Origin of the sequence: Nonomuraea fastidiosa (genome assembly GCF_042751225.1) — a bacterium.
GTDB classification, from domain to species: Bacteria; Actinomycetota; Actinomycetes; order Streptosporangiales; family Streptosporangiaceae; genus Nonomuraea; species Nonomuraea fastidiosa.
The window spans coordinates 2601234-2621976 of sequence record NZ_CP170570.1 but is presented as its reverse complement, the minus strand read 5'-3'; the positions used below and the strand labels follow the sequence as shown (position 1 = coordinate 2621976).

The 20743-nt window shown below is 72.1% G+C and carries 15 protein-coding genes; 9 read left to right on the top strand and 6 right to left on the bottom strand.

The genetic code is table 11. The features are described from left to right. Positions 1-21 precede the first annotated feature (21 nt). The gene (locus ACFMQL_RS11850; RefSeq protein ID WP_364063728.1) at positions 22-840 is read left to right on the top strand and encodes an SAM-dependent methyltransferase; all 819 of its coding nucleotides are present in this window, start codon (positions 22-24) and stop codon (positions 838-840) included. A gap of 116 nt (positions 841-956) precedes the next feature. On the opposite strand, the gene ACFMQL_RS11845 is transcribed toward ACFMQL_RS11850, so the two are convergent. Both ACFMQL_RS11845 and ACFMQL_RS11840 read right to left on the bottom strand, forming a co-directional pair. Continuing rightward, positions 957-2114 carry an FAD-dependent monooxygenase gene (locus ACFMQL_RS11845; protein WP_364063725.1) on the bottom strand — a complete coding sequence of 386 codons (1158 nt, stop codon included), beginning with the start codon at positions 2112-2114 and terminating at the stop codon, positions 957-959. A gap of 67 nt (positions 2115-2181) precedes the next feature. Further along, on the bottom strand, positions 2182-5424 hold the full coding sequence (locus ACFMQL_RS11840) for a BTAD domain-containing putative transcriptional regulator (protein ID WP_378785665.1): 3243 nt from the start codon (positions 5422-5424) through the stop codon (positions 2182-2184). 225 nt (positions 5425-5649) lie between these two features. Here ACFMQL_RS11840 and ACFMQL_RS11835 point away from each other — a divergent pair, with 225 nt between their 5' ends. Both ACFMQL_RS11835 and ACFMQL_RS11830 read left to right on the top strand, forming a co-directional pair. Beyond that, complete coding sequence (locus ACFMQL_RS11835; RefSeq protein ID WP_378785664.1) at positions 5650-6228, top strand: TetR/AcrR family transcriptional regulator; 579 nt, start codon at positions 5650-5652, stop codon at positions 6226-6228. 490 nt (positions 6229-6718) lie between these two features. Next, positions 6719-9070: a glycoside hydrolase family 2 protein gene (locus ACFMQL_RS11830; protein ID WP_378785663.1), complete on the top strand. Its 2352-nt coding sequence runs from the start codon at positions 6719-6721 to the stop codon at positions 9068-9070. On the opposite strand, the gene ACFMQL_RS11825 is transcribed toward ACFMQL_RS11830, so the two are convergent. Together ACFMQL_RS11825 and ACFMQL_RS11820 are read right to left on the bottom strand one after the other, a co-directional pair. Further along, complete coding sequence (locus ACFMQL_RS11825; protein ID WP_364063713.1) at positions 9048-10514, bottom strand: long-chain fatty acid--CoA ligase; 1467 nt, start codon at positions 10512-10514, stop codon at positions 9048-9050. The two genes, ACFMQL_RS11830 and ACFMQL_RS11825, sit on opposite strands and share 23 nt — an antisense overlap. Next, positions 10501-11862: a PucR family transcriptional regulator gene (locus tag ACFMQL_RS11820; protein WP_378785661.1), complete on the bottom strand. Its 1362-nt coding sequence runs from the start codon at positions 11860-11862 to the stop codon at positions 10501-10503. Before ACFMQL_RS11820 ends, ACFMQL_RS11825 begins: the two co-directional genes overlap by 14 nt. A gap of 178 nt (positions 11863-12040) precedes the next feature. Between ACFMQL_RS11820 and ACFMQL_RS11815 the strand changes: the two genes are divergently transcribed. Genes ACFMQL_RS11815 through ACFMQL_RS11795 form a run of 5 tightly spaced genes read left to right on the top strand, consistent with a single transcriptional unit; the run spans position 12041 to position 16695 of the window. Continuing rightward, a complete protein-coding gene (locus tag ACFMQL_RS11815) occupies positions 12041-12814 on the top strand; it encodes an ABC transporter ATP-binding protein (protein ID WP_364063708.1) in 774 nt (257 codons plus the stop codon). Then, entirely contained in the window at positions 12811-13527 is a 717-nt protein-coding gene (locus ACFMQL_RS11810) for an ABC transporter ATP-binding protein (protein ID WP_364063705.1), read from the top strand. The genes ACFMQL_RS11815 and ACFMQL_RS11810 overlap by 4 nt, the downstream gene beginning before the upstream one ends. A gap of 3 nt (positions 13528-13530) precedes the next feature. After that, a complete protein-coding gene (locus ACFMQL_RS11805) occupies positions 13531-14412 on the top strand; it encodes a branched-chain amino acid ABC transporter permease (protein WP_364063702.1) in 882 nt (293 codons plus the stop codon). After that, entirely contained in the window at positions 14409-15491 is a 1083-nt protein-coding gene (locus ACFMQL_RS11800; protein WP_378785659.1) for a branched-chain amino acid ABC transporter permease, read from the top strand. Before ACFMQL_RS11805 ends, ACFMQL_RS11800 begins: the two co-directional genes overlap by 4 nt. Further along, a complete protein-coding gene (locus ACFMQL_RS11795; RefSeq protein WP_364063697.1) occupies positions 15421-16695 on the top strand; it encodes an ABC transporter substrate-binding protein in 1275 nt (424 codons plus the stop codon). Before ACFMQL_RS11800 ends, ACFMQL_RS11795 begins: the two co-directional genes overlap by 71 nt. Positions 16696-16719: 24 nt before the next feature. Here the strand turns inward: ACFMQL_RS11795 and ACFMQL_RS11790 are convergent, their stop codons facing one another. Beyond that, positions 16720-17673 carry an NAD(P)-dependent oxidoreductase gene (locus ACFMQL_RS11790; RefSeq protein WP_364063694.1) on the bottom strand — a complete coding sequence of 318 codons (954 nt, stop codon included), beginning with the start codon at positions 17671-17673 and terminating at the stop codon, positions 16720-16722. A gap of 22 nt (positions 17674-17695) precedes the next feature. After that, entirely contained in the window at positions 17696-18892 is a 1197-nt protein-coding gene (locus ACFMQL_RS11785) for a cytochrome P450 (RefSeq protein WP_364063691.1), read from the bottom strand. Between the two features lie 199 nt (positions 18893-19091). Here ACFMQL_RS11785 and ACFMQL_RS11780 point away from each other — a divergent pair, with 199 nt between their 5' ends. Continuing rightward, positions 19092-20609 carry an FAD-dependent monooxygenase gene (locus ACFMQL_RS11780; RefSeq protein ID WP_378785656.1) on the top strand — a complete coding sequence of 506 codons (1518 nt, stop codon included), beginning with the start codon at positions 19092-19094 and terminating at the stop codon, positions 20607-20609. Positions 20610-20743: the final 134 nt, after the last annotated feature.

Here is a 20743-nt window from a genome sequence, read left to right as displayed (position 1 = left end):
CGTGGCGAAGGAGACGGCCCTGTGACCGAGCTTGAGCGGGTACCACCCGGCGTCGACCCCAACGTCCCCAGCTCCGCGCGGGTCTACGACTACCTGCTCGGTGGCAAGGACAACCTGGCGGTGGACCGCCAGATGGCCGAACGCCTCCTCAAGGTCGCGCCCGACAGCCGCCTGGTCGCCAGGGCCAACAGGCAGTTCCAGGTCGAAGTGGTCAGGCATCTCGCCGAGCAGGGCATCCGCCAGTACATCGACCTCGGCACCGGCATCCCGACCTCGCCCAGCATCCACGAGACCGTACGCTCGGTGCACCCGGCCTGCCGGGTGATCTACGTCGACTACGACCCCGTCGTACGCCTGCACGCGCAGGTGCTGCTCGCCGACTCGCCCGGCGTCGCCGGCATCCAGGCCGACCTGCGCCGTCCCGGCGACATCCTCGCCGACCCCCACGTCACCGGCCTCATCGACTTCGACCAGCCGGTGTGCGTGCTCATGGTCGGCGTGCTGCACTTCATCATGGACGAGGAGGATCCGGCCGGCATCGTGGCCGCGTTCAAGAAGCGCATGGCGCCGGGCAGCCACCTGGTGATCTCCCACGCCATGGCCGAGAGCGACCCCGAGGCCATCGCCCAGCTCCAGGCCGGTGCGGCGGGCTCGCCCGTGCAGTCCAGGTTCCGCACCCGCGAGGAGGTGCTGGCGCTGTTCGAGGGATTCGAGCTCATCGGGCCTGGGCTCGTGCCCGTGCAGGACTGGCACATCGGCCCCGACGACACCCGCATCCCGCTGCTCGACGCGCCACCCCGGCTCCGCATCGACGGCGCGGTGGGCCGCGTCCCCGCCTGACGCCCCTGCGCCCGCCTCACGGGGCTCTTCCCCCGAGGGCCCCGCACCGGCCTTCTGGCGTTACCGCCCGAGGGCTCGCCCTCACCCGCCTTCGCGCTTTCTCTCCCGAAGGGTCCTCACGCGGCGGTCGGCGGGTACGTCTTGAGCTTGATGTCGGTGGCGAACTTGTCGGTCACCTTCAGCATCAGGCCGAGCAGGAAGCCGTACTTGAACGTCCAGTTGCGCATGAGCATCTTGGCCCGGCTGCCGGGTGCGAGGAACGGCCCGGCGTTGCCGCTCTTCGCGATCTTGGCGTAGGGGCGGAACCGGCGCTCGTACTCCGCGAAGGCCACCCGGTGATCGCCGCCCGCCGCAGCCAGCTCGCCCGCCAGCACGTACGCGCCCACCACGGCCAGCCCGGTGCCGAAGCCGCCCAGGGTGTTGCCGTAGGCCGCGTCGCCCAGCAGCACCACCCGGCCCTGGCTGTACCGGTCGATCCTGACCTGGCTGATCGAGTCGAAGTAGACCTCGCGCGCGCCGCGTACCGCTTCCATGATCTCGGGGACGCGCCAGCCCATCCCGGCGTACGCACGATCCAGCAGCTTCTTCTGCTGCTCCACGTCGTAGCGGTCGTACTGCAGCGGCTCCGACGCGAACACGAAGAACGCCGGCGCCTTCGTCCCGCCCACCGCCACCATGCGGCCAGGCTCGTTGTACATCTTGCCCGGCTCGCCGAAGTCCAGGCCGGTCTCCACTAGCGCGTAGTAATGGCCGAGGAAGCGGACGAACCGCTCCTCCGGCCCGAACACCAGCCTGCGCACGTTCGAGTGGATGCCGTCCGCGCCCACCACCAGGTCGAAGGTGCGGGGCGCCGAGCGTTCGAAGGTGACGTGCACGCCGTCCTTGGTCTCGGTGAGCGAGGTGATCGAGTCGCCGAAGACGTACTCGCAGGCGGGGGCGGTGCGCTCGTACAGCAGGCGGGACAGGTCACCACGGGTGATCTCGATGTCGCCGCCGCTGAACTCGCCGGGGATGACCGCCAGCGTGCGGCCCGCCGCGTCCACGATCTCCTGGTCGCTGCCGCCGGTCTGGTGGCGGCGCACGTCGTCCAGGATGCCCATGCGGCTCAGCACCGTACGGTGGGTCTCGCCCTTGAAGTCGACGGCCTGGCCGCCCAGGCGGAGCGACGGGGCGCGTTCGACGACGGTGACGGCGAAGCCGTACCGGATGAGCCAGTGTGCGAGTGCGGGTCCGGCGATGCTCGCGCCGGAGATGAGGACGGTGGTGTTCTTCATGCCCGCCAGCTTCGTAAGCCTCGCTGACAGCCGGGCGACGATCGGCTGACAGCCGCTCCCTGGGCTGTCAGCGCCCGCGCTTGAGCGCGGACAGGGCGTCGTCCGTGGTCATGGCGGCGCCTCTGGCGTCGCCCTTGGTCATGGCGGCGCCTCTGGCGTCGCCCTTGGTCATGGCGGCGCCTCTGGCGTACGCGGCGGCGAATTCCTCGGGGCCTAGGATCGTGGTGGCTCTCGCTGCGGTACGCGCCACGTCCCGATCACCGGCCACCGCCATCCCCCGCAACGCCACCGCCACCCCGAGCAACCACGCCGCCCTCTCCGCCGGGCCGCGATCCGGCGAACCGGCGGCCGTGACGCCGGCCAGGCCCTCGGTGGCGTCGGCGAGGTCGGCGGCCATGGGGGAGGTGAGTGCGGTGGCCAGGGCCTGGGCGTGCAGGCCGGCCGCTCGTTCGGTGTCGCCGCGCGCTTCGGCCAGCCGGCCCAGCGCCGTGAGCGCGTGCGAGCGCGTACCCGCCGAGGTGAACGCCCCGCTCTCCGACCCGGCCAGCGCCGCCGACAGCAGCCGCTCCGCCTCGTCAAGGTCACCTGCGTGCCGGGCGATCTCCCCGAGCTGGAGCCGCAGCGCGGCGGTCAGCTCGGGCCGTCCGAGCCGATGCTCCAGCTCGGCGACCCGCGCGCAGTCGGCGCGGGCGGCGGCGACGTCACCGGCCCGCCACAGGGCGGCGGCCCGCCGGATCAGCACGTCGGCCAGCTCGTCGAGGGCGCCCAGCTCCTCCAGCAGCCCGAGCGCCTCCCGCCACAGCCGCCGGGCCCGCGCCCAGTCGCCGCGCCAGCCCGCGATCACGGCGAGCCAGTCGAGCGCCTGCGCCGTGCCCCAGCGCTCGCCCAGCCGGGCGAAGGCGGCGCGGACGTGTTCCAGCTCGGGCTCCGCCTCGGCGGGCGCGCCATCGAGCACCTTCAGCAGGGCGGTGCCGAGGTCGCCGAGCGCCCGGCTCCACGGGTCCTGGCTGAGCGTCTCGCGTCGTACGCGCTCATCCTCGGCCTCGCCGGGCGGCCCCGCGATCATGCTCCACAGCGCCACACCGAACCGGTGGCGCATCGGCCGTCCCAGCGACGCGACGATCTCCCCGGCCCGCCGCCAGTGCGGCGAACCGGACTCGGGTACGGCGTGCAGCACGGTCATCACGTACTCCTCCGCCAGCCCGGCAGGCGGCTCGGTGCCGACGCGGTCGAGCAGGCGGGCGGCGTGCGGTGCGGCCTGGCCCCGCCGCCCGCTCAGCCACCAGTACATGGCCAGCGCCGCCGTCAGCCGCAGCCCCGTCGCCGGGTCGTGCTCGGCGCTCCACCGCAGGGCCGCCCGCAGGTTGGCGTCGTCGGCCGACAGCCGGGCCAGCCAGTCGAGCTGCTCTTCCCGGTAGAGGTGGTCGTCCGCTTGCCCGGCGAACTCCAGGAACCAGGCCGCGTGCGCCCGCCGTGCCGTCTCCTCCTCTCCGGCCGCCGCCAGGCGTTCGAGGCAGAACAGGCGGATGGTGTCGAGCATCTGGTACCGCTCGCCGTCGGTCTCCACCAGCGACTTGTCCACCAGCCCGGCCAGCACCTCCGCCCCTTCCTCCGGCCGGTCAGGCGTGCAGACGCGCTCGATGGCCTCCAGCGTCGCGCCGCCGGTGAAGACGGCCAGGCGGCGGGCCAGGGCCTGCTCGCCGGGGTCGAGCAGGCTCCAGCTCCACTCCACGACCGCGCGCAACGTCCGGTGCCGGGCCGCCGCCGTACGGTCGCCGCGCGACAGCAGGCTGAACCGGCCGTGCTCGGCCAGCCTCTCCGCGATCTCCGCCACCCCGAACGTTCGCACCCGCGCCGCCGCCAGCTCGATCGCCAGCGGCAACCCGTCGAGGTCGGCGCAGATCCGCGAGATGGCGGCGAGGGTGCGGCCTTTCGCGGTACGGGCGAAGCCGGGCCGTACTGCCGCCGCTCGCTCGGCGAACAGGCGGACGGCCGGGTAGGCCAGCGGGTCCTGCGGCGGTTCTTCGCCGGGTGGCGGCACGGGGAGCGGGGTGAGCGGGACGAGGTGCTCGCCGGTGAGCCCGAGGGGTTCCCGGCTGGTGGCGAGGATCCGCAGGCCGGGGCAGGCGGACAGCAGGCGGCGTACGAGGGCGGCGGCCTCGTCGATGACGTGTTCGCAGTTGTCCAGGATGAGCAGGAGTTCCTGCTCGGCCAGCGCGGAGACGAGCCGCCGCACGGGGTCGGGCCCGCCGGGGCCCGACGGGCGCAGCGCCGGTTCTCGCAGCCCGAGCGCCTGCCACACCACCCGTGCCACCGCCCCGTCCCCACCGGCCTCGGTGGCACGGTGGGCTTCGGCGGGCGGGGCGGGGTCCACGAGGGTCAGGTCGGTGAAGGCGGCCGGAGCGGCGGTGGCGGTGCGGAGGGTGTGTTCGATGGCCAGGCGGGTTTTGCCGGTGCCGCCGGGGCCGACGATGGTGATCAGGCGGGCGTCGTGGAGTGAGGCCAGGTGGGCCAGCTCGTCCTCGCGTCCGACGAAGCTGGTGAGCTGGGCCGGTGGGCGGGCCAAGGAGGTGCGTTCCTGAGGGCCGCGCAGGATCTCCAGGTGGAGGGCGGCAAGCTCGGGAGACGGGTCGGCGCCCAGCTCGTCGGCCAGCTGGCGGCGGCCCTCGTCGTACACGGTCAGCGCCTCCGCCTGGCGGCCGGCCGCGTGCAGGGCGCGCATGAGGAGGCCGCGCGTGCGCTCGCGGAACGGGTGGGCGGACAGCAGGTCGCGCAGCCCGGCCACGGGCGGGGCGGAGCCGGGGAGCGACAGTTCGGCCTCGTACAGGTCCTCGGTTGCGGCCAGGCGCAGCTCGTCGAGCCGGAGCGCCTGCGGGGCGGCGAATGGCGCGTCGGCGACGTCGGCGAACGCCGGGCCGCGCCACAGGTCGAGCGCCTCGCGGAGCACGGTCGCGGCGGCGGCGTGCCGTCCGGCGGTGAGCAGGGCGCGGCCGTCGCGGGCGAGGCGCTCGAAGCGGTGGACGTCCACGTCGTCCCGGTCGACGGCGAGGCGGTAACCGGACCCGTGGGACTCGATCAGCCCGCTCGGCAGGCGCCGTCGCAGCCGGGACACCTGCGCCTGTACGGCGTTGGCCGCGCCGGACGGGGGCCGCTCGCCGTACTGGCCGTCGATGAGACGTTCGAGGCTGACCAGTCGTCCGGCGTCGAGCAGCAGCAGGGCGAGCAGCGCGCGCGGGCGCGGACCGCCGACGGAGACGGGCTCGCCGGCATCGGTCCGCACGTCCAGCGGACCAAGGACGCGGAACTGCACCCTTCCGATTGTTCCTCAGCTTTTGCCGCCGAGGGCCCGCTCTTCGCTCCCGGGGCCTCGGATCTTGGAGGTCGCGGGGGCGGGGTCGTGCGTCCCGCACCCCTCGGTCTGGGTCCGCGCCGGAGGGGGCGGTGTGCGTTCCAAGATCCTTTTGGGGCAGAATGATCTTGTGCGAGCCCTGTCCGCAGCCGGGGCTCGCACGCCCCCCGGTAGGCTGACCACACTATGGACGCCACGCCCGGGCTGCGCGAACGCAAGAAGGCCGAGACTCGCCAGGCCGTGCACGAGGCGGCGCTGCGGCTGGTGGTCGAGCACGGCCTCGACGCGGTCACCGTCGAGTCCATCGCCGACGCCGCCAACATCTCGCGGCGCACGTTCTCCAACTACTTCTCCAGCAAGGAGGACGCGCTGCTCTACGGCGAGGAGCAGCGGATAAGAGCGCTGGTCGAGCGGGTGCGCGCGCAGCCGCCCGAGCTGAGCGCCTGGGAGGCGCTGCGCGTCTCGGTCGACGAGCTGCAGGACGAGCTGGGCGAGCCGCATCGCGAGTGGGCGGTGCGCACCCGGCTCGCCAAGAGGCATCCGTCGCTGCTGGCCCGGCAGCTCGCCAACCACGCGGGGCTCGAGCGGGATCTCGTCGAGGCCGTCGCCGACAGGAAGGCCGACGTGCCGCCGCGGGTGCTGGCGGCGGCGTTCCTGGTGGCGTTGCGGCTGGCGTCCCATCAGTGGACCGAAGAGGACGAGGCCCGTACGTTGCGCGAGGTCGTCAGCGAGACCCTCGACCAGATGGCCCGCCCCTTCAGGTGACCCCAGACCGAACGGGCCCCGCCCACAGGACAGGGCCCGGCGAGGTCACGGGGTCATGACCACTTCTGCGGGTACAGGCCGTCGCGCTCCCTGAGCTGCACCTTGGTGTGGTCGGCGGTGCCCTGCGCGCCGGCGTCCAGGCACTTGCCGCCGGGCCCGGTGATCTGGCGGGCCGGGCTGGGGAGCGTGCTGATGCCGTAGCGTACGGCGCACTGGTTGCCGGTGAGGTGGACGGCGGTCAGGTAGCGGAAGCCGGTCTGATCGTCCGCGAGAGCACGGCGGGCGAGCAGCCCGCCTGAGCGCGTGAGCGCGCACTGCGACGCCGACGGACCTGCGCCCGCTGGGCGCCTCGCCTACGACGGACAGCGCCTTCCGTGCGCTCTTGAGGGAACCGGTTAATCTCGCTATGCCAGCCGTTGACGGCCCTATGGCTCCCACGTAGAGTCGCGGGGGCTTACTCGGTTTAGTGAGAGCGGTATGGGAGAAACACGTGTTCCGTGCGCTGCACGACGGCTGGACCCTCCGCGCAGGCGGCGACGACAGGCGTGACCTGGCGGGCGTTCCGGCCGCTGTGCCGGGCAGCGTCCACACCGACCTGCTCGCCGCCGGCCTCATCGACGACCCCTACCGCGACGACAACGAGCGGCGGCTGACCTGGATCGGGCGTACGGACTGGATCTACGAGACCGCCTTCGACTGGCACGACGACGGCTCGGAGCGGACCGACCTCGTCTGCGAAGGGCTCGACACCGTGGCCACCGTGCTGCTCAACGGCCACGAGCTGGGCCGCACCGCCAACATGCACCGCACCTACCGCTTCGCCGCCCGCGACCTGCTTCAGGAGGGCCGCAACACGCTCGAAGTGCGCTTCCGCGCCCCCTACGCCTACGCCGAGGAGCAGCGGGAAAGGCTCGGTGACCGGCCGGCCGCCTACGACGAGCCGTACGCGTTCATCAGGAAGATGGCCTGCAACTTCGGCTGGGACTGGGGCCCCACGCTGGTGACCAGTGGCATCTGGCGGCCCATCGGGCTGCACTCCTGGTCGGGCGCCCGGCTGGCCGAGGTGCGGCCGCTGGTGCGCGGCGACGGCGTGGACGTCCACGTACGCGTCGAGCGTACCGGCGAGGCCCCCGTCACCGTCACCGCCGAGGTGGCCGGCGTGAGCGTGGAGGCCAAGCTGGGGCAGGGCCGCAGCGAGGCCGTGCTGCGCCTGGACGTGCCGCACGCCGAGCGGTGGTGGCCGCATGGCCACGGCGCGCAGCCGCTCTACCCGCTGACCGTGCGCGCCGGCTCCGACCAGTGGCGGCGCGAGATCGGCTTTCGCACGGTCGAGCTGGACACCGACGCGTTCCGGCTGATCGTGAACGGCCGGCCGGTGTTCGTCCGCGGCTTCAACTGGATCCCCGACGACTGCTTCCCCGCCCGCGTCACCCCGGAGCGGCTGGCCGAGCGCTTCGCGCAGGCGGTCGCCGCCGGTGCCAACACGCTGCGGGTGTGGGGCGGTGGCGTCTACGAGTCCGACGCCTTCTACGGCCTGGCCGACCGGCTCGGCCTGCTGGTGTGGCAGGACTTCCCGTTCGCCTGCTCGGCCTATCCGGAGGAGGAGCCGTTCCGCTCCGAGGTCGAGGCCGAGGCGCGCGAGAACGTCGCCAGGCTGTCCGCGCATCCGAGCCTGGTGCTGTGGTGCGGCAACAACGAGAACATCGAGGGACATCAGCACTGGGACTGGCGCGGCCGGCTCGGCGACAAGAGCTGGGGCGCCGGGTTCTACTACGACGTGCTGCCGTCGGTGGTGTCGGAGCTGGACCCGACCAGGCCGTACTGGCCGGGCAGCCCGTATTCGGGCAGTCCCGACCGGGACGTACGCGACCCCTCCACCGGCACCGTGCACATCTGGACGGTCTGGGGCGGCGGCCAGGACTACGTCCATTACGCCGACTACACGCCGCGCTTCGTCGCCGAGTTCGGCTACCAGGGGCCGCCGACGTACGCCACGCTGCGCGCCGCCTCATCCGACGAGCCGCTGACCCCCGGCTCCTCGCACCAGAAGGCCCCGGGCGGGCAGGAGAAGCTGATCGCCGGGCTGGGCGAGCACCTGCCGCGCCCCGAGACGTTCGACGACTGGCACTACTACACGCAGCTCAACCAGGCCCGCGCGATGGCGTTCGGCGTCGAGCGGTTCCGCGCGCTGATGCCGTACTGCATGGGCACGATCGTCTGGCAGCTCAACGACTGCTGGCCGGTGACCTCCTGGGCGGCCGTGGACGGCGCGGGCCGCAGGAAACCCCTGTGGTACGCGCTGCGCCGCGCCTTCGCCGACCGCCTGATCACCCGGCTCGGCGACGAGGTGGTGCTGGTCAACGACACCGACGCCGCCTGGGAGGGCACGCTCACCCTGGCCCTGCGCGACCTTTCGGGCCGGGCGCTGGCCGCGCAGAGCGAGCAGGTCACGGTGCCGGCCCGCGCCACCCTGCGCGTCGCCCCGCCGCAGGACCAGGCGGCCGCGCTGCTGACCGCCGAGCTGGACGGGCACCGGGCGCTGTTCCCCGCGGCCGAGGACCCGGCCATGGGCTACCCGCCGGCCGAGTTCACCGCCACCGTGGACCGCGAGCCCGGCGGATACGCGGTCACCGTCACGGCCGCCACGGTCGTGCGCGAGCTGGCGCTCTTCCCCGACCGGCTCGACCCGGCGGCGAGCGTGGACGAGCAGCTCGTCACGCTGCTGCCGGGCGAGAGCGTCACCTTCCACGTGGCCACGGAGGCCGAGCTGGACGCGGCGGCGCTCACGTCGTACCCGGTGCTGCGCTGCGTCAACGAGCTCAGGGGACCAGGGCGCGTTTGAGTATCTTGCCGGTGGGGCTCATCGGCAGCTCGTCCACGAACGTCAGGCGGCGCGGATACTTGTAGGCCGCCACCCGCTCGCGGACGAAGTCGCGCAGCTCGTGGTCGCTCACCGGGGCGCGCAGCGCCACCACGGCCGCGATCTCCTCGCCGAGCTCCGGGTGCGGCACCCCGACCACGGCGGCCTGGCGCACGGCCGGGTGCTCGTAGAGCACCTCCTCGATCTCGCGCGGGTAGACCGTGTAGCCGCCGCGGATGATCACGTCGCGGCGGCGGTCCACCAGGAAGAAGTAGCCGTCGTCGTCCACCCTGCCGAGGTCGCCGGTGTGGAACCAGCCGTCGCGGATGGCCTCGGCGGTGGCGGCGGGGTCGTTCCAGTAGCCCTTCATCACGTTGGGGCCGCGTACGACGATCTCGCCGATCTCGCCGCGCGGCACCTCGCGGCCCTCCTCGTCGACGACCTTCATCTCGACGTCCCTGATGGGCCAGCCGATCGAGCCGGGCCTGCGGTGCCGGCCGCCGCGGTTGGTCGCGGCGACGGGGGAGGTCTCGCTGAGCCCGTACCCCTCGATGATCTCGCAGCCGAAGCGGGTCTCGTACGCGCGCAGCACGTCGAGCGGCAGCGCAGCGCCGCCGGACGCGCAGACCCGCAGCATGGACATGTCGGAGGCGCCGGGATGGTCGAGCAGCGCGATGAACATGGTGGGCACGCCCTGGAACACCGTCACCCCGTCGCGCCTGATCACCTCAAGGGCCCGGCCAGGGTCGAAGCGGGGGAGCAGCGTCAGCCGGGCGCCGGCGTGCACGGTGGCGTTGAGCGAGCAGGTCTGGCCGAAGGTGTGGTAGAGCGGCAGCGCGCCGAGCACCACGTCGTCCACGCCGAGCGCGTGCATGCGGGCCACGGTGGCGGCGTTGCCGCCCAGGTTGCCGTGGGTCAGCTCGATGCCCTTGGGCCGGCCGGTCGTGCCCGAGGTGTAGTGGATGACGGCCGTGTCGTGCGCACCCGTGGGGGTGATCTCGCGCTCGGGGGTGACGCGGCGCAGCAGCCTGCGGAACTCGCCGGGCACCACGAAGAAGCAGTCGGCCTTCGTGCCCGCAGAGCCCGCCTCTGCCGTCTCGGCGAAGGCGTGCCAGGCGATGAGCAGCCGGGCCCCGCAGTCCCCCAGGTACGCGGCGATCTCCCGCCGCTTCAGCAGCGGATCGAGCGGCACCACCACCGCGCCGGTCCGCAGCACCCCGTAGTAGACGACGCCGAACTCCGGCACGTTCGGCAGCATGATCGCGACCCGGTCGCCGGGGCCGATACCGCGGCACCGCAGCAGGCCCGCGAGGCGGGCGCTCAGCTCCTCCAGCGCCCCGTACGTCAGCTCCGCCTCGTCCAGCGTGAGAACCGCCCGCCCGCCGAGCCGGTCGGCGGCGGTGTGGAGCCGGTCAGCGAGGTTCATGGATCGACCGTACGTCCGCTCTCCCACGCCCCTCATTGGTCACGGTGCCCAGTCTTTCCCGCCCGGCATTGGTGGGCAGCGCATCGTGCAGCGCGATCGCGACCAGCAGCTCCAAAAGATCGTTGATCGAGCGCAGGCTCCGCCCGGTGCGCTCCTGGATGCGGCGCAGCCGGTACTGGGCGGTGTTGGGGTGGATCTGCAGCCGTTCGGCGGCGGCCCGCAGGTTGAGGTCGGCCCCGGCGAACGCCCTGATCGTGGCCGTGAGCACGCCGCCGCGCGCCCGGTCCTCCGCAAGCAGCGCGGTGATGCGGCGGTCCACGAGGTGGCGCGCGGTGTCGTCGGCCTTCAGCGCGAGGTACTGGAACGCGGTGATCCTGGGCAGCGCCGCCACCCCTCCCTCCTCACCCACGAAGTCCAGCACCGCCCGAGCCTCCTGGTACGCCTGCGGGATCCGTTCGGTGCCGGTGACGACCGTGCTGATGCCCATGGCCAGCCTGATGCCCTCGGCGGCCAGGCTGTCGCGCACGCTCTGCAGGCGGTCGCACAGCTCCTCGGCGTCCGCTCCGGGGCCGAGCACGGGGATCGCGACGATCTCCGACTGGCGCACCACCGACAGCGTGCGGGTGCCGTTGCCGCCGGTACGCGCGATCGCCGCGCAGGCGGCGTGCCGGGCGTCGGCCCCCTGGTCGGGCCCGCTCGTCACGGAGGGGGGACCGGCCAGCACCGCGATCACCACGAGCAGCGGCGTGCGCGCGTCGGGGGCCAGGCCGTGCGCCTGCGCGGCGGCCAGCTCCCTGCCGCGCGTCGGCACCGAGCCGGCGAGCAGCGTCTCCAGCAGGTCGCGGCTCTCGCGCACCGCCTCGGCCGCCGCGTACTGCTGGAACTCCATGTACGCGTTGGCCGCGTGCGTGCTCGCGAAGTCGCAGTAGCGCATCAAGGGGCCCGCCAGCGTCAGCGCCGCCTCCCGCCCGGCGAACGCGGTGCCCGCCCGCTCGACCACGGCTTCCCAGAAGACCTGCTGGCCCACCCTGAACGCGTTGATGTAGTCGGCCAGCGCCACTCCCGCCCTGGCCCGGCGCATCGCCGCCCGCCTGGTGAAGGAGATGTCGTCCAGCGTGACCGTGCGGTCCTCCAGCAGCACGCCCAGCTTGGCGCGATAGTGCCTGACCACCTGGTCGCGAACGTCGGCGTGAAAGTCCGGGCCCTGGGCGTCGTAGGCGGGGATCTCCGCGCGCATCGTCGCCACGGCGATGTCGGCGAGGTGGGGCAGGTCGTCGAGCAGCTCGGAGAGTATGCGTGTGCGTTCCGCGCGTACGGCGGCTTCCACGGTGTGCGAACCGGTGGACATGCCGGGATGATCCATGGCCTGCGGCGGGCGGTCAACGGGTCGTAACCGTGATGAGACCCTCGCTGTGCTCAGAAGACAACTCGCCCGAAACATCTTGGGTCACCGTGCCCAATGCGGCTCGCGACGAGCGGCTCCTACGCTGAGGCCAACTTCAGAACATTGTTCTCCAGGAGGCCGGATGCTGGAGGTACACGATCTTACCGTTCGCTTCGGCGGCATCACCGCGCTGGACGGGGTGGGGTTCGGCGTCGCGGGCGGGGAGATGGTGGGGCTCATCGGGCCGAACGGCGCCGGCAAGACCACCCTGTTCAACTGCCTGACCCGGCGGTACGACCCCGACGCGGGCAGCGTCACGTACGAGGGCACCGACCTGACCACGCTGCCCCCGCACGCCATCGCCGGGCTCGGCATCGCGCGCACGTTTCAGAACCTCGGCCTGTTCCCGCGCCTGTCGGTCCGCGACAACGTGCTGGTCGGCGCGCACCACCGGGCCCGCGCCGGCTTCCTGTCCGCCGGGCTCCGGCTGCCCGGCGTGCGCCGCGAGGAGCGGGAGCTGCGCGCCGACGCCGACGCGGTGCTGGAGCGGCTGGACCTCGCCGGCGTGGCCGGGCACCCGGCGACCGGGCTGCCGTTCGGCACGCTGAAGCGGGTCGAGCTGGCCCGCGCGCTCATCGGCAGGCCCCGGCTGCTGCTGCTCGACGAGCCGGTCAACGGCCTCAACGCGGCCGAGGTGGAGGAGTTCGCCGGCACGCTCGGCGCGATCCGCGACGAGTACGACCTGACGGTGATCGTGGTCGAGCACCACATGGGCTTCGTCATGGGCACCTGTGACCGCATCGTCTGCCTCGACTTCGGCCGCAAGATCGCCGAAGGGCCGCCGGAGCAGGTGCAGCGCGATCCCGCCGTCATCGAGGCCTACCTGGGGACCGCCGGCGAGGAGGCGGGCGCATGAGCGATCTCGTGGTGGACGGCCTGGTCGCCGGTTACGGCGACGCACAGGTGCTGCACGGCGTGCGCTTCACCGTACGGCAGGGCGAGGTCTGCGCGATTCTCGGGCCCAACGGCGCCGGCAAGACCACCCTGCTCAGAGCCCTGTCGGGAATGGTCAAGGCCCGTGGCACGATCACGCTCGGCGGCACCGACCTGACCGGGCGGCCGCCCGACGCCGTGGCCAGGCTCGGCGTCGCCCACGTGCCCGAGGGACGCGGCACGTTCATGCCGCTGACCGTCGAGGAGAACCTGCGGCTCGGCGCGTTCGTCCGCCGCGACCGCGCCGCCGTGGCGCGCGACCTCGACCGCATCTACACCTACTTCCCGGTGCTGAAGACCCGGCTCAAGCAGGCCGCGGGCAGCCTGAGCGGGGGCGAGCAGCAGATGCTGGCCATCGGCAGGGCGCTCATGCTGCGCCCCAAGGTGCTGCTGCTGGACGAGCCGTCGCTCGGCCTGGCCCCGCTGGTCACCCGGGAGCTGTTCCGCATCGTGCAGGCCATCAACGCAGAGGAGCAGACCACCGTGGTCGTCGTCGAGCAGAACGCCCACCTCGCTCTCGGCATAGCCCAGCAGGCCCACGTCCTGGAGACCGGGCGGATCGTGCTGTCCGGCACGGCCGCGGAGATCCGGGCCGACGAGCAGGTCGCACAGTCCTACCTCGGATACCGGGTGTAGGCGATGGCCGGATTCCTGCAGCAGATCGTCGAGGGGCTCGGCGCGGGCGCCATCTACGCCAGCCTGGCGCTGGCCCTGGTGCTGATCTACCAGTTCACCGGCATCGTGAACTTCGCCCAGGGCGAGCTGGCCATGTTCTCCACCTACATCGCCTGGCAGTGCATGGCGGCCGGGCTGCCGTTCTGGGTCGCGCTGCCGCTGACGCTGGTGGTGTCGTTCGCGGGCGGCATGCTCATCGAGCGGATCATCATCAGGCCGGTCGAGGGCGCGCCCGAGCTGACCATCGTCATCGTCACCGTCGGGCTGTTCATCTTCGTCAACGCGGCGGCCGGGTGGATCTGGACGTTCCTCATCAAGGACTTCCCCAACCCGTTCCCCGGCGGCGCACTGGAGGCGGCCGGGATCAGCGTCTCCTTCTCCACCCTGGGCGTGCTCGGCGTGGTGGCGCTGGTCATGGGCCTGCTCTACCTGCTCTTCCGGCACACAAAGATCGGGCTCGGCATGCGCGCGGTGGCGGCCAACCCGGCATCGGCGCGGCTCGTCGGCATAAGGGTCGGCTGGACGCTCGCGCTCGGCTGGGGCCTGGCCGCCACCGTAGGCGCGGTGTCCGGGGTGCTGGTCGCGCCGCTGCTGTTCCTGGAGCCGAACATGATGGGCGGCGTCCTCATCTACGCGTTCGCCGCGGCCACGCTCGGCGGGTTCGACAGCCCGCTCGGCGCGGTGGCCGGGGGGCTGATCGTGGGCGTCGCGGAGACGCTCGCCGGCGCGTACATCGGCGTCATCGGATCCGACCTCAAGGTGGGGGTGCCGCTGGTGATCATCCTCGGCGTCCTGCTGCTGCGGCCCCAGGGCCTGTTCGGGCGAGCGGTGGTGGAACGCGCATGATCCACGTGAAACATGCGGAAAAGGCCACGCGGGCGCCCGTGCAGGCGCGGCGCGCATCCGACCCGCGCTGGCGGTGGGCCACCCTGGCGCTGCTGCTGGCCGCCGCCGTCTACGCGCCCTTCCAGCTCGCGCCTTTCCACGTCTTCCAGCTCACGATGGTGCTGATCTACAGCGTGGCGCTGCTCGGGCTCAACCTGCTCGTCGGGCACGCCGGGCAGATCTCGCTCGGGCACGGCGCGTTCTTCGCGGTCGGCGCGTACACGGGGGCCATCCTGCTCGACCGGTACGACCTGCCGTACCCGCTGACCCTGCCCGCCGCCGCGGCCGTGGCGTTCGTGCTCGGCCTCGCGCTCGGCGTGCCGGCGATGCGGCTGCGCGGCCTGTACCTCGCGCTCGTCACGCTCGCCATCGCGATCTTCCTGGTCCCGCTGCTCAAGCGCTTCGAGGAGCTGACCGGCGGCTCCATGGGCCTGACGCTGGCCAAGCCGGCGCCGCCCGCCTGGAGCGGTCTGGCCGAGGACCAGTGGCTGTACTTCATCACGCTCGCCTTCGCCGCCGTCGCCTTCCTGGTGGCCGCGGGGCTGCTGCGCTCGCGGGTCGGCCGGGCGCTGCACGCCATCCGCGACAACGAGACGGCGGCCGAGGTGATGGGGGTGCGGCTGTCGTCGTACAAGACGCTCGCCTTCGCCTGGAGCGCCATGTACGCCGGGGCCGCCGGATGCGTCTACACCTGGGTGATCGGCTTCGTCTCGCCCGACTCGTTCACCGTGAACCTGTCGATCACCCTGCTGGCCGGCCTGGTCGTCGGGGGACTCGGCTCGCTGCCAGGACCCGTGCTCGGCGGGCTGTTCGTGATGTTCGTGCCGAGCATCTCGCAGGACGTCAACGACGCCGCGCCCGGCGTCATCTTCGGCCTGCTGATCATCGCCGTCATGTACGTGGCCCCGACGGGGCTCGCGGGTCTGGCCGGGCGGCTGCTTCAGAAGATTCCCGGAAGGAGTAAGAGGGATGCGACGAGTATCTGCGATCGGCGGTGCGGCGCTGCTCCTGCTCGCCGTCGCCGCCTGCGGGGGGCGTGACAGCGGCGGCGGCACCACCGGCACGGCGGCCACCGGCCAGTGCCAGGGGCAGCAGACCACCGGCATCACCGACACCAGCATCAAGCTGGGCGGCATCTACCCGCTGTCCGGCCCCGCCTCCGCCTACGGCGACATCCCCAAGGGCATCAAGGCGTACTTCGACTACATCAACGCCGAGAAGAACGGCATCAACGGGCGCAAGGTCGAGTTCATCGTCCGCGACGACGGCTACCAGCCGCCCAAGGCCGTGGAGGAGGCCCGCAGGCTGGTCGAGCAGGAGCAGGTGTTCGCCCTGTTCCAGACCCTCGGCACCCCCTCGACCGCGGCCACCTGGGACTACGCCAACCAGCGCAAGGTCCCGCAGATCTTCGTCGCCACCGGCGCCTCCCAGTGGGGCACCGACACCGCCCACCCGTGGACGATCGGCTGGCAGCCCAACTACATCTCCGAGGCCCGCGTCTACGCCGCGTACCTGAAGAGGGAGAAGCCGCAGGCCAAGGTCGCCGTGCTCTACCAGAACGACGACTTCGGCAAGGACCTGCTCGGCGGGTTCAAGCGGGCCATCGAGGGCACGCAGGTGCAGGTCGTCGCCGAGCAGAGCTACGAGGTGACCGACCCCAGCGTGGACCCGCAGATGCGCAACCTGGCCGAGTCGAAGGCCGATGTGTTCCTCAACGTCACCACGCCCAAGTTCGGCTCGCAGGCGCTGGCCGCCGACGCCAAGAACACCAAGTGGAACCCGCTGCACATCGTCAACAACGTCGCCGCCTCGATCACCGTGCTCAAGCCGGTCGGCTTCGACAACGTGCAGGGCGTCGTGTCGTCCGCCTACTACAAGGACCCCAACGACCCCACCTGGGCCGACGACCCCGAGATGCGGCTCTACAAGGAGAAGATGAAGCAGTACGCGCCCGAAGCCGACGTGAACGTGCCGTACCACACGTTCGGCTGGGCCGTGGCGGCCAGCTTCCACAAGGCGATGGAGGCCGCCGCCTGCCCCACCCGCGAGGGGCTGCGCGACTCCGTGCGCAACCTCAAGGGCGTCAAGGTCGACATGCTGCTGCCCGGCGTCACGATGGACACCGGGCCCGACGACGGGTTCCCCATCGAGTCGATGCAGCTCATGCGGTTCAAGGGCGAGCGGTGGGAGCTGTTCGGCGACGTGATCGACACCCGCGCCGAGTTCGGCCCGCTGACCGGCTGAGCGTCACTTACGGCTTGATCGTCGTTACGGCTTGATCGTCCCCGCGCGCACCAGCCAATCGACCGCCTCGGCGATCGCCTCCAGCGAGGTGTAGCGGGGACGGTGGCCGAGCAGCCGCTCGGCCTTGGCCATGCTGCAGTGGGGGCTGTGGGCGATGTGGTCGTACGTCAGCGTGGCGTCCTCCTCCGAGACCGTCTTGCGCCACTGCTCCCACGGCAGGAACGACAGCCGCGCCTCCTTGCCGAACCAGCCCGCCACCGCCTCGGCGTAGCCGCGCAGCGTCAGGGCGGTGGTGGACACCGAATGGAAGCTCTCGCCGATCGCCGCCGCCCGGTTGTTGATGGCGTCCACGAACAGCCTGGCCACGTCGTCGGCGTGCACGTGCTGGACGGTCTCCAGGCCCAGATTCGGCAGCGCCAGCTCCGAGCCCTCGGCCAGCTTCTGGAACACCTCCGGGTTGACGTTGCCCGCCGGGTTGACCGGCACCCATCCCGGCCCGGTGATGTGGCCGGGATGGATGATCGTGGCCGGGAAGCCGTCGCGCTGCGCCCGCTCCAGCAGCATCGCCTCGATGGCCGCCTTGCGCACGCCGTACTCGCCGAAGGGCGTGCGCTTGGCGTCCTCCGTCGTCGGCACTTGGGCGCTCGGCCCGTGCACCCAGATCGTGCCGCAGTGCAGGAAGTGCCGCACCTTGCCGGCCAGCGCGTCGGCCAGCAGCGCCGCGCTGCTCTCGGTGAAGCAGATCAGGTCGATGACGACGTCGGGCTCCAGCTTCGCGATGCGCCGCCCGAACGTGTGATCGGCCTCGTCCACCTTCCTGTCGGCGGTGACCGTGGTCACCTTCCGCCACGCGCCGTGCGGGGTGTAGGGCTCGCGCGTGCCCCTGCTCACGTTGATCACCTCGTGCCCGGCACTCACCAGACGCGGGATGAGGTACGTACCGATGTGCCCAGAACCGCCGATCACCACAACGCGCATGCGAACAGCGTAGACCCGCCCGCTACCAGGCCACCTCCAGGGAGGCGAGGCCGTAGACGATGCTGAACGTGCGGAACTGCGGCTCGTTGTCCGTCAGGCGCAGCCCCGGGAAGCGGTCGAGCAGGGCGGGGAAGGCGATGCGCAGCTCCATGCGGGCCAGCGGGGCGCCCAGGCAGTGGTGCACGCCGTGCCCGAACGCGAGGTGGCCGGGAGCGCCGCGGCGCAGGTCGAAGGTGTCGGCGTCGGGTAGGAACGACGGGTCCCTGTTGGCGGTGGGCAGTGAGCACAGCACCAGGTCGCCCTCCGCGATCCGCTGCCCGCCCACCTCGGTGTCCCTGGTGGCGACCTTCGTGGTGCCGGAGTTGACGATGCTGAGGTAGCGCAGCAGCTCCTCCACCGTCGCGTCGATGCGCTCGGGCTCGCGGCGCAGCAGCTCGAGCTGCTCGGGGTGGCGCAGCAGCGCGAGCGTGCCGAGCGAGAGCATGTTGGAGGTGGTCTCGTGCCCGGCGAACAGCAGCAGCCCGCCGATGCCGATCAGCTCGTCGGTGGTCAGGTCGTCGCCGTGCTCGCGCACGAGCATGCCGAGCAGCTCCTCGCCCGGGTCGGCCTGGATGCGCGCGACCAGGCTCTCCATGTAGGCGCGCTGCTCGAACTGGAGCCTCATGCGCTCCTCGCCCGGCACGGTCATGTCGAGCATCCGGTTCGTCCGCTGCTGGAACTCGTCGCGGTCCGCGTACGGGACGCCGAGCAGCTCGCAGATCACCAGCGACGGGATCGGTAACGCGAACGACGGCACGAGGTCGGCGGGCGAGCCGGCGGCCTCGATCGCGTCGAGGTGCTCGTCGACGATGCGCTTGATCCGGGGTTCGAGCCGCTGCATGCGGCGGATGGTGAACTCGGGCGTCAGCATCCTGCGCAGCCGCGTGTGCTCGGGCGGGTCCACGCCGAGCAGGTTGCCCGCGCGGACCTTGGCGAGCTGCTCCTCGGTCATCGGCGGCGCTCCGGGCAGGCGGGCGATCGTCTGCGGCGCCACCTTGAACGTCTCCGCGTCGCCCAGCACTTCGCGGACGTCCGCGTGCCTGGTCACGAGCCACGCCTCAGAACCGAACGCGGTCGTGATCTTCTTGATACCTTCCTTGTCCCTGAGCGCCGCCAGCTCCGGCGCGGGATCGAACGCCACCCGCCGCATGTGCAGCGGCATCGCCGAGGTTTCGCTCATGCAATCCCCTGAGATGGTTCCGTTACTTGCACAGCACCGTACTGATCCCGGTGATCGCTTCACTAGAAGCGATCATCAATCGTTGCGGGGTCGTACCAAAACCTCGGCCGCATCGCGGCTGCAGGGCGGCCGGCGGGTTGACGCGCGCTCGGCGGCGCAGGAAACATGCCCCCGCTCATCATGATGAAGAGGACGGCCCATGGATTTGGTACGGCAAGTTCCCGGCTCTGTGCCCGTGCTGGTGGCCGGAGGCGGGCCCGTCGGCCTGTCGACCGCGGTCGAGCTGGCCTATCACGGCATCGAATGCCTGGTGGTCGAGCCGCGCGAGACGGTGTCCTGGCTGCGCCCGCGGGCGAAGACCACCTCGGCCCGCTCGATGGAGATCCTGCGCAGATGGGGTCTGGCCGACACCTTACGCGCGCGTGCGCCGCTCGCGGTGTCCTGGTCGGACGAGGCGGTGTTCGTGAGCAGCCTGCTCGGCCGGGAGATCGCGCGAATCGACCGCTGTTTCGGCCTCGACCTCGTCGGCTCCGACCTGGCCGCCGAGCCCGGCCAGCAGGTGCCGCAGCCGCTGGTCGAGGAGGTGCTACGCGAGGCCGTCGGCGACGCGCTGCTCACCGGCTGGAAGGTGACCGGCCTCGAAGAGGACGCGGACGGCGTGACCGTGCGCATCGCGAACGCCGAGGGCGCCGAGCGTGAGATCCGCGCCCAGTACGTGGTGGGCTGCGACGGCTCCCGCAGCGTCACCAGGGACGCCATCGGCGCCCGCTACGAGGGCCGCCAGGACGCCCGCCCCAACTTCAACATCACCTTCCGCGCCCCCGACCTCGCCGACCGGGTGCCGCACGGTCCCGCCGTCCACTACTGGGTGCTCAACCCGGCACAGCCCGGCATCGTCGGCCGCCTCGACCTCAAGGACACCTGGTGGTGCATCGCCCAGGGGGTGCGCGCCGAGGACGCCGACCCCGTACGGCTGGTGCGCAACCTCGCCGGCGCCGACATCGACGTGGAGATCCTCGCCACCGACCCGTGGACGGCGCGGATGCTGCTGGCCGACAGGTACGCGGGCGAGCGCGTCTTCCTGGCCGGCGACGCCGCGCACCAGAACCCGCCCTACGGCGGCCACGGCTTCAACACCGGGGTCGGCGACGCGGTCAACATCGGCTGGAAGCTGGCCGCCGTACTGCGCGGGTGGGCGCCGCCGGCGTTGCTGCAGACGTACGAGAGCGAGCGCAGGCCCATCGCGGCCGACACCATCGAGGCCGCCGCGGCGAACATGGCGACGCTCGCCCCCGAGCTCGCCGACCCGGCGCTGATGGGCAGCGATGAGGAGTTCGCGCGGGTGCGCCCGGCCGTCGCCGAGGCGATCTTCCGTACCAAGGACAGCGAGTTCCACAGCCTCGACCTGGTGCTCGGCTACACCTACACCGGCTCGCCGATCGTCGCGCCCGGCACCGGCGAGCGCCTGCCGCACCGCTGGCTCGCGCCCGGCGAGTCGCTGTACGACCGGCTCGGCCGCGGCTTCAGCCTGGTCGGCGACCTCGGCTCGCCGCAGGCCGCCTCGCTGATCGACCAGGCGCGCGAGATGGGCGTGCCCCTGGAGGAGGTGCACCTGCCCGGGGAGCCGCTGGCGCTGGTGCGCCCCGACCAGCACGTGGCCTGGCGCGACGGCGACCCGGCGGGCGCGCTCCGCATGGCTTTGGGGCACCTGAGGTAGCCGGTCGCCGGTTGTCCCCATGGACGCCGATCCGTGGGGACAACGGGGTGAGCGCCCGGGGTTGCGGCGAGTTTACCGGGATCAAGACCGTCATAGAGTAATCAAAACGCTACTCCTGGTTACGATGGCGCAGT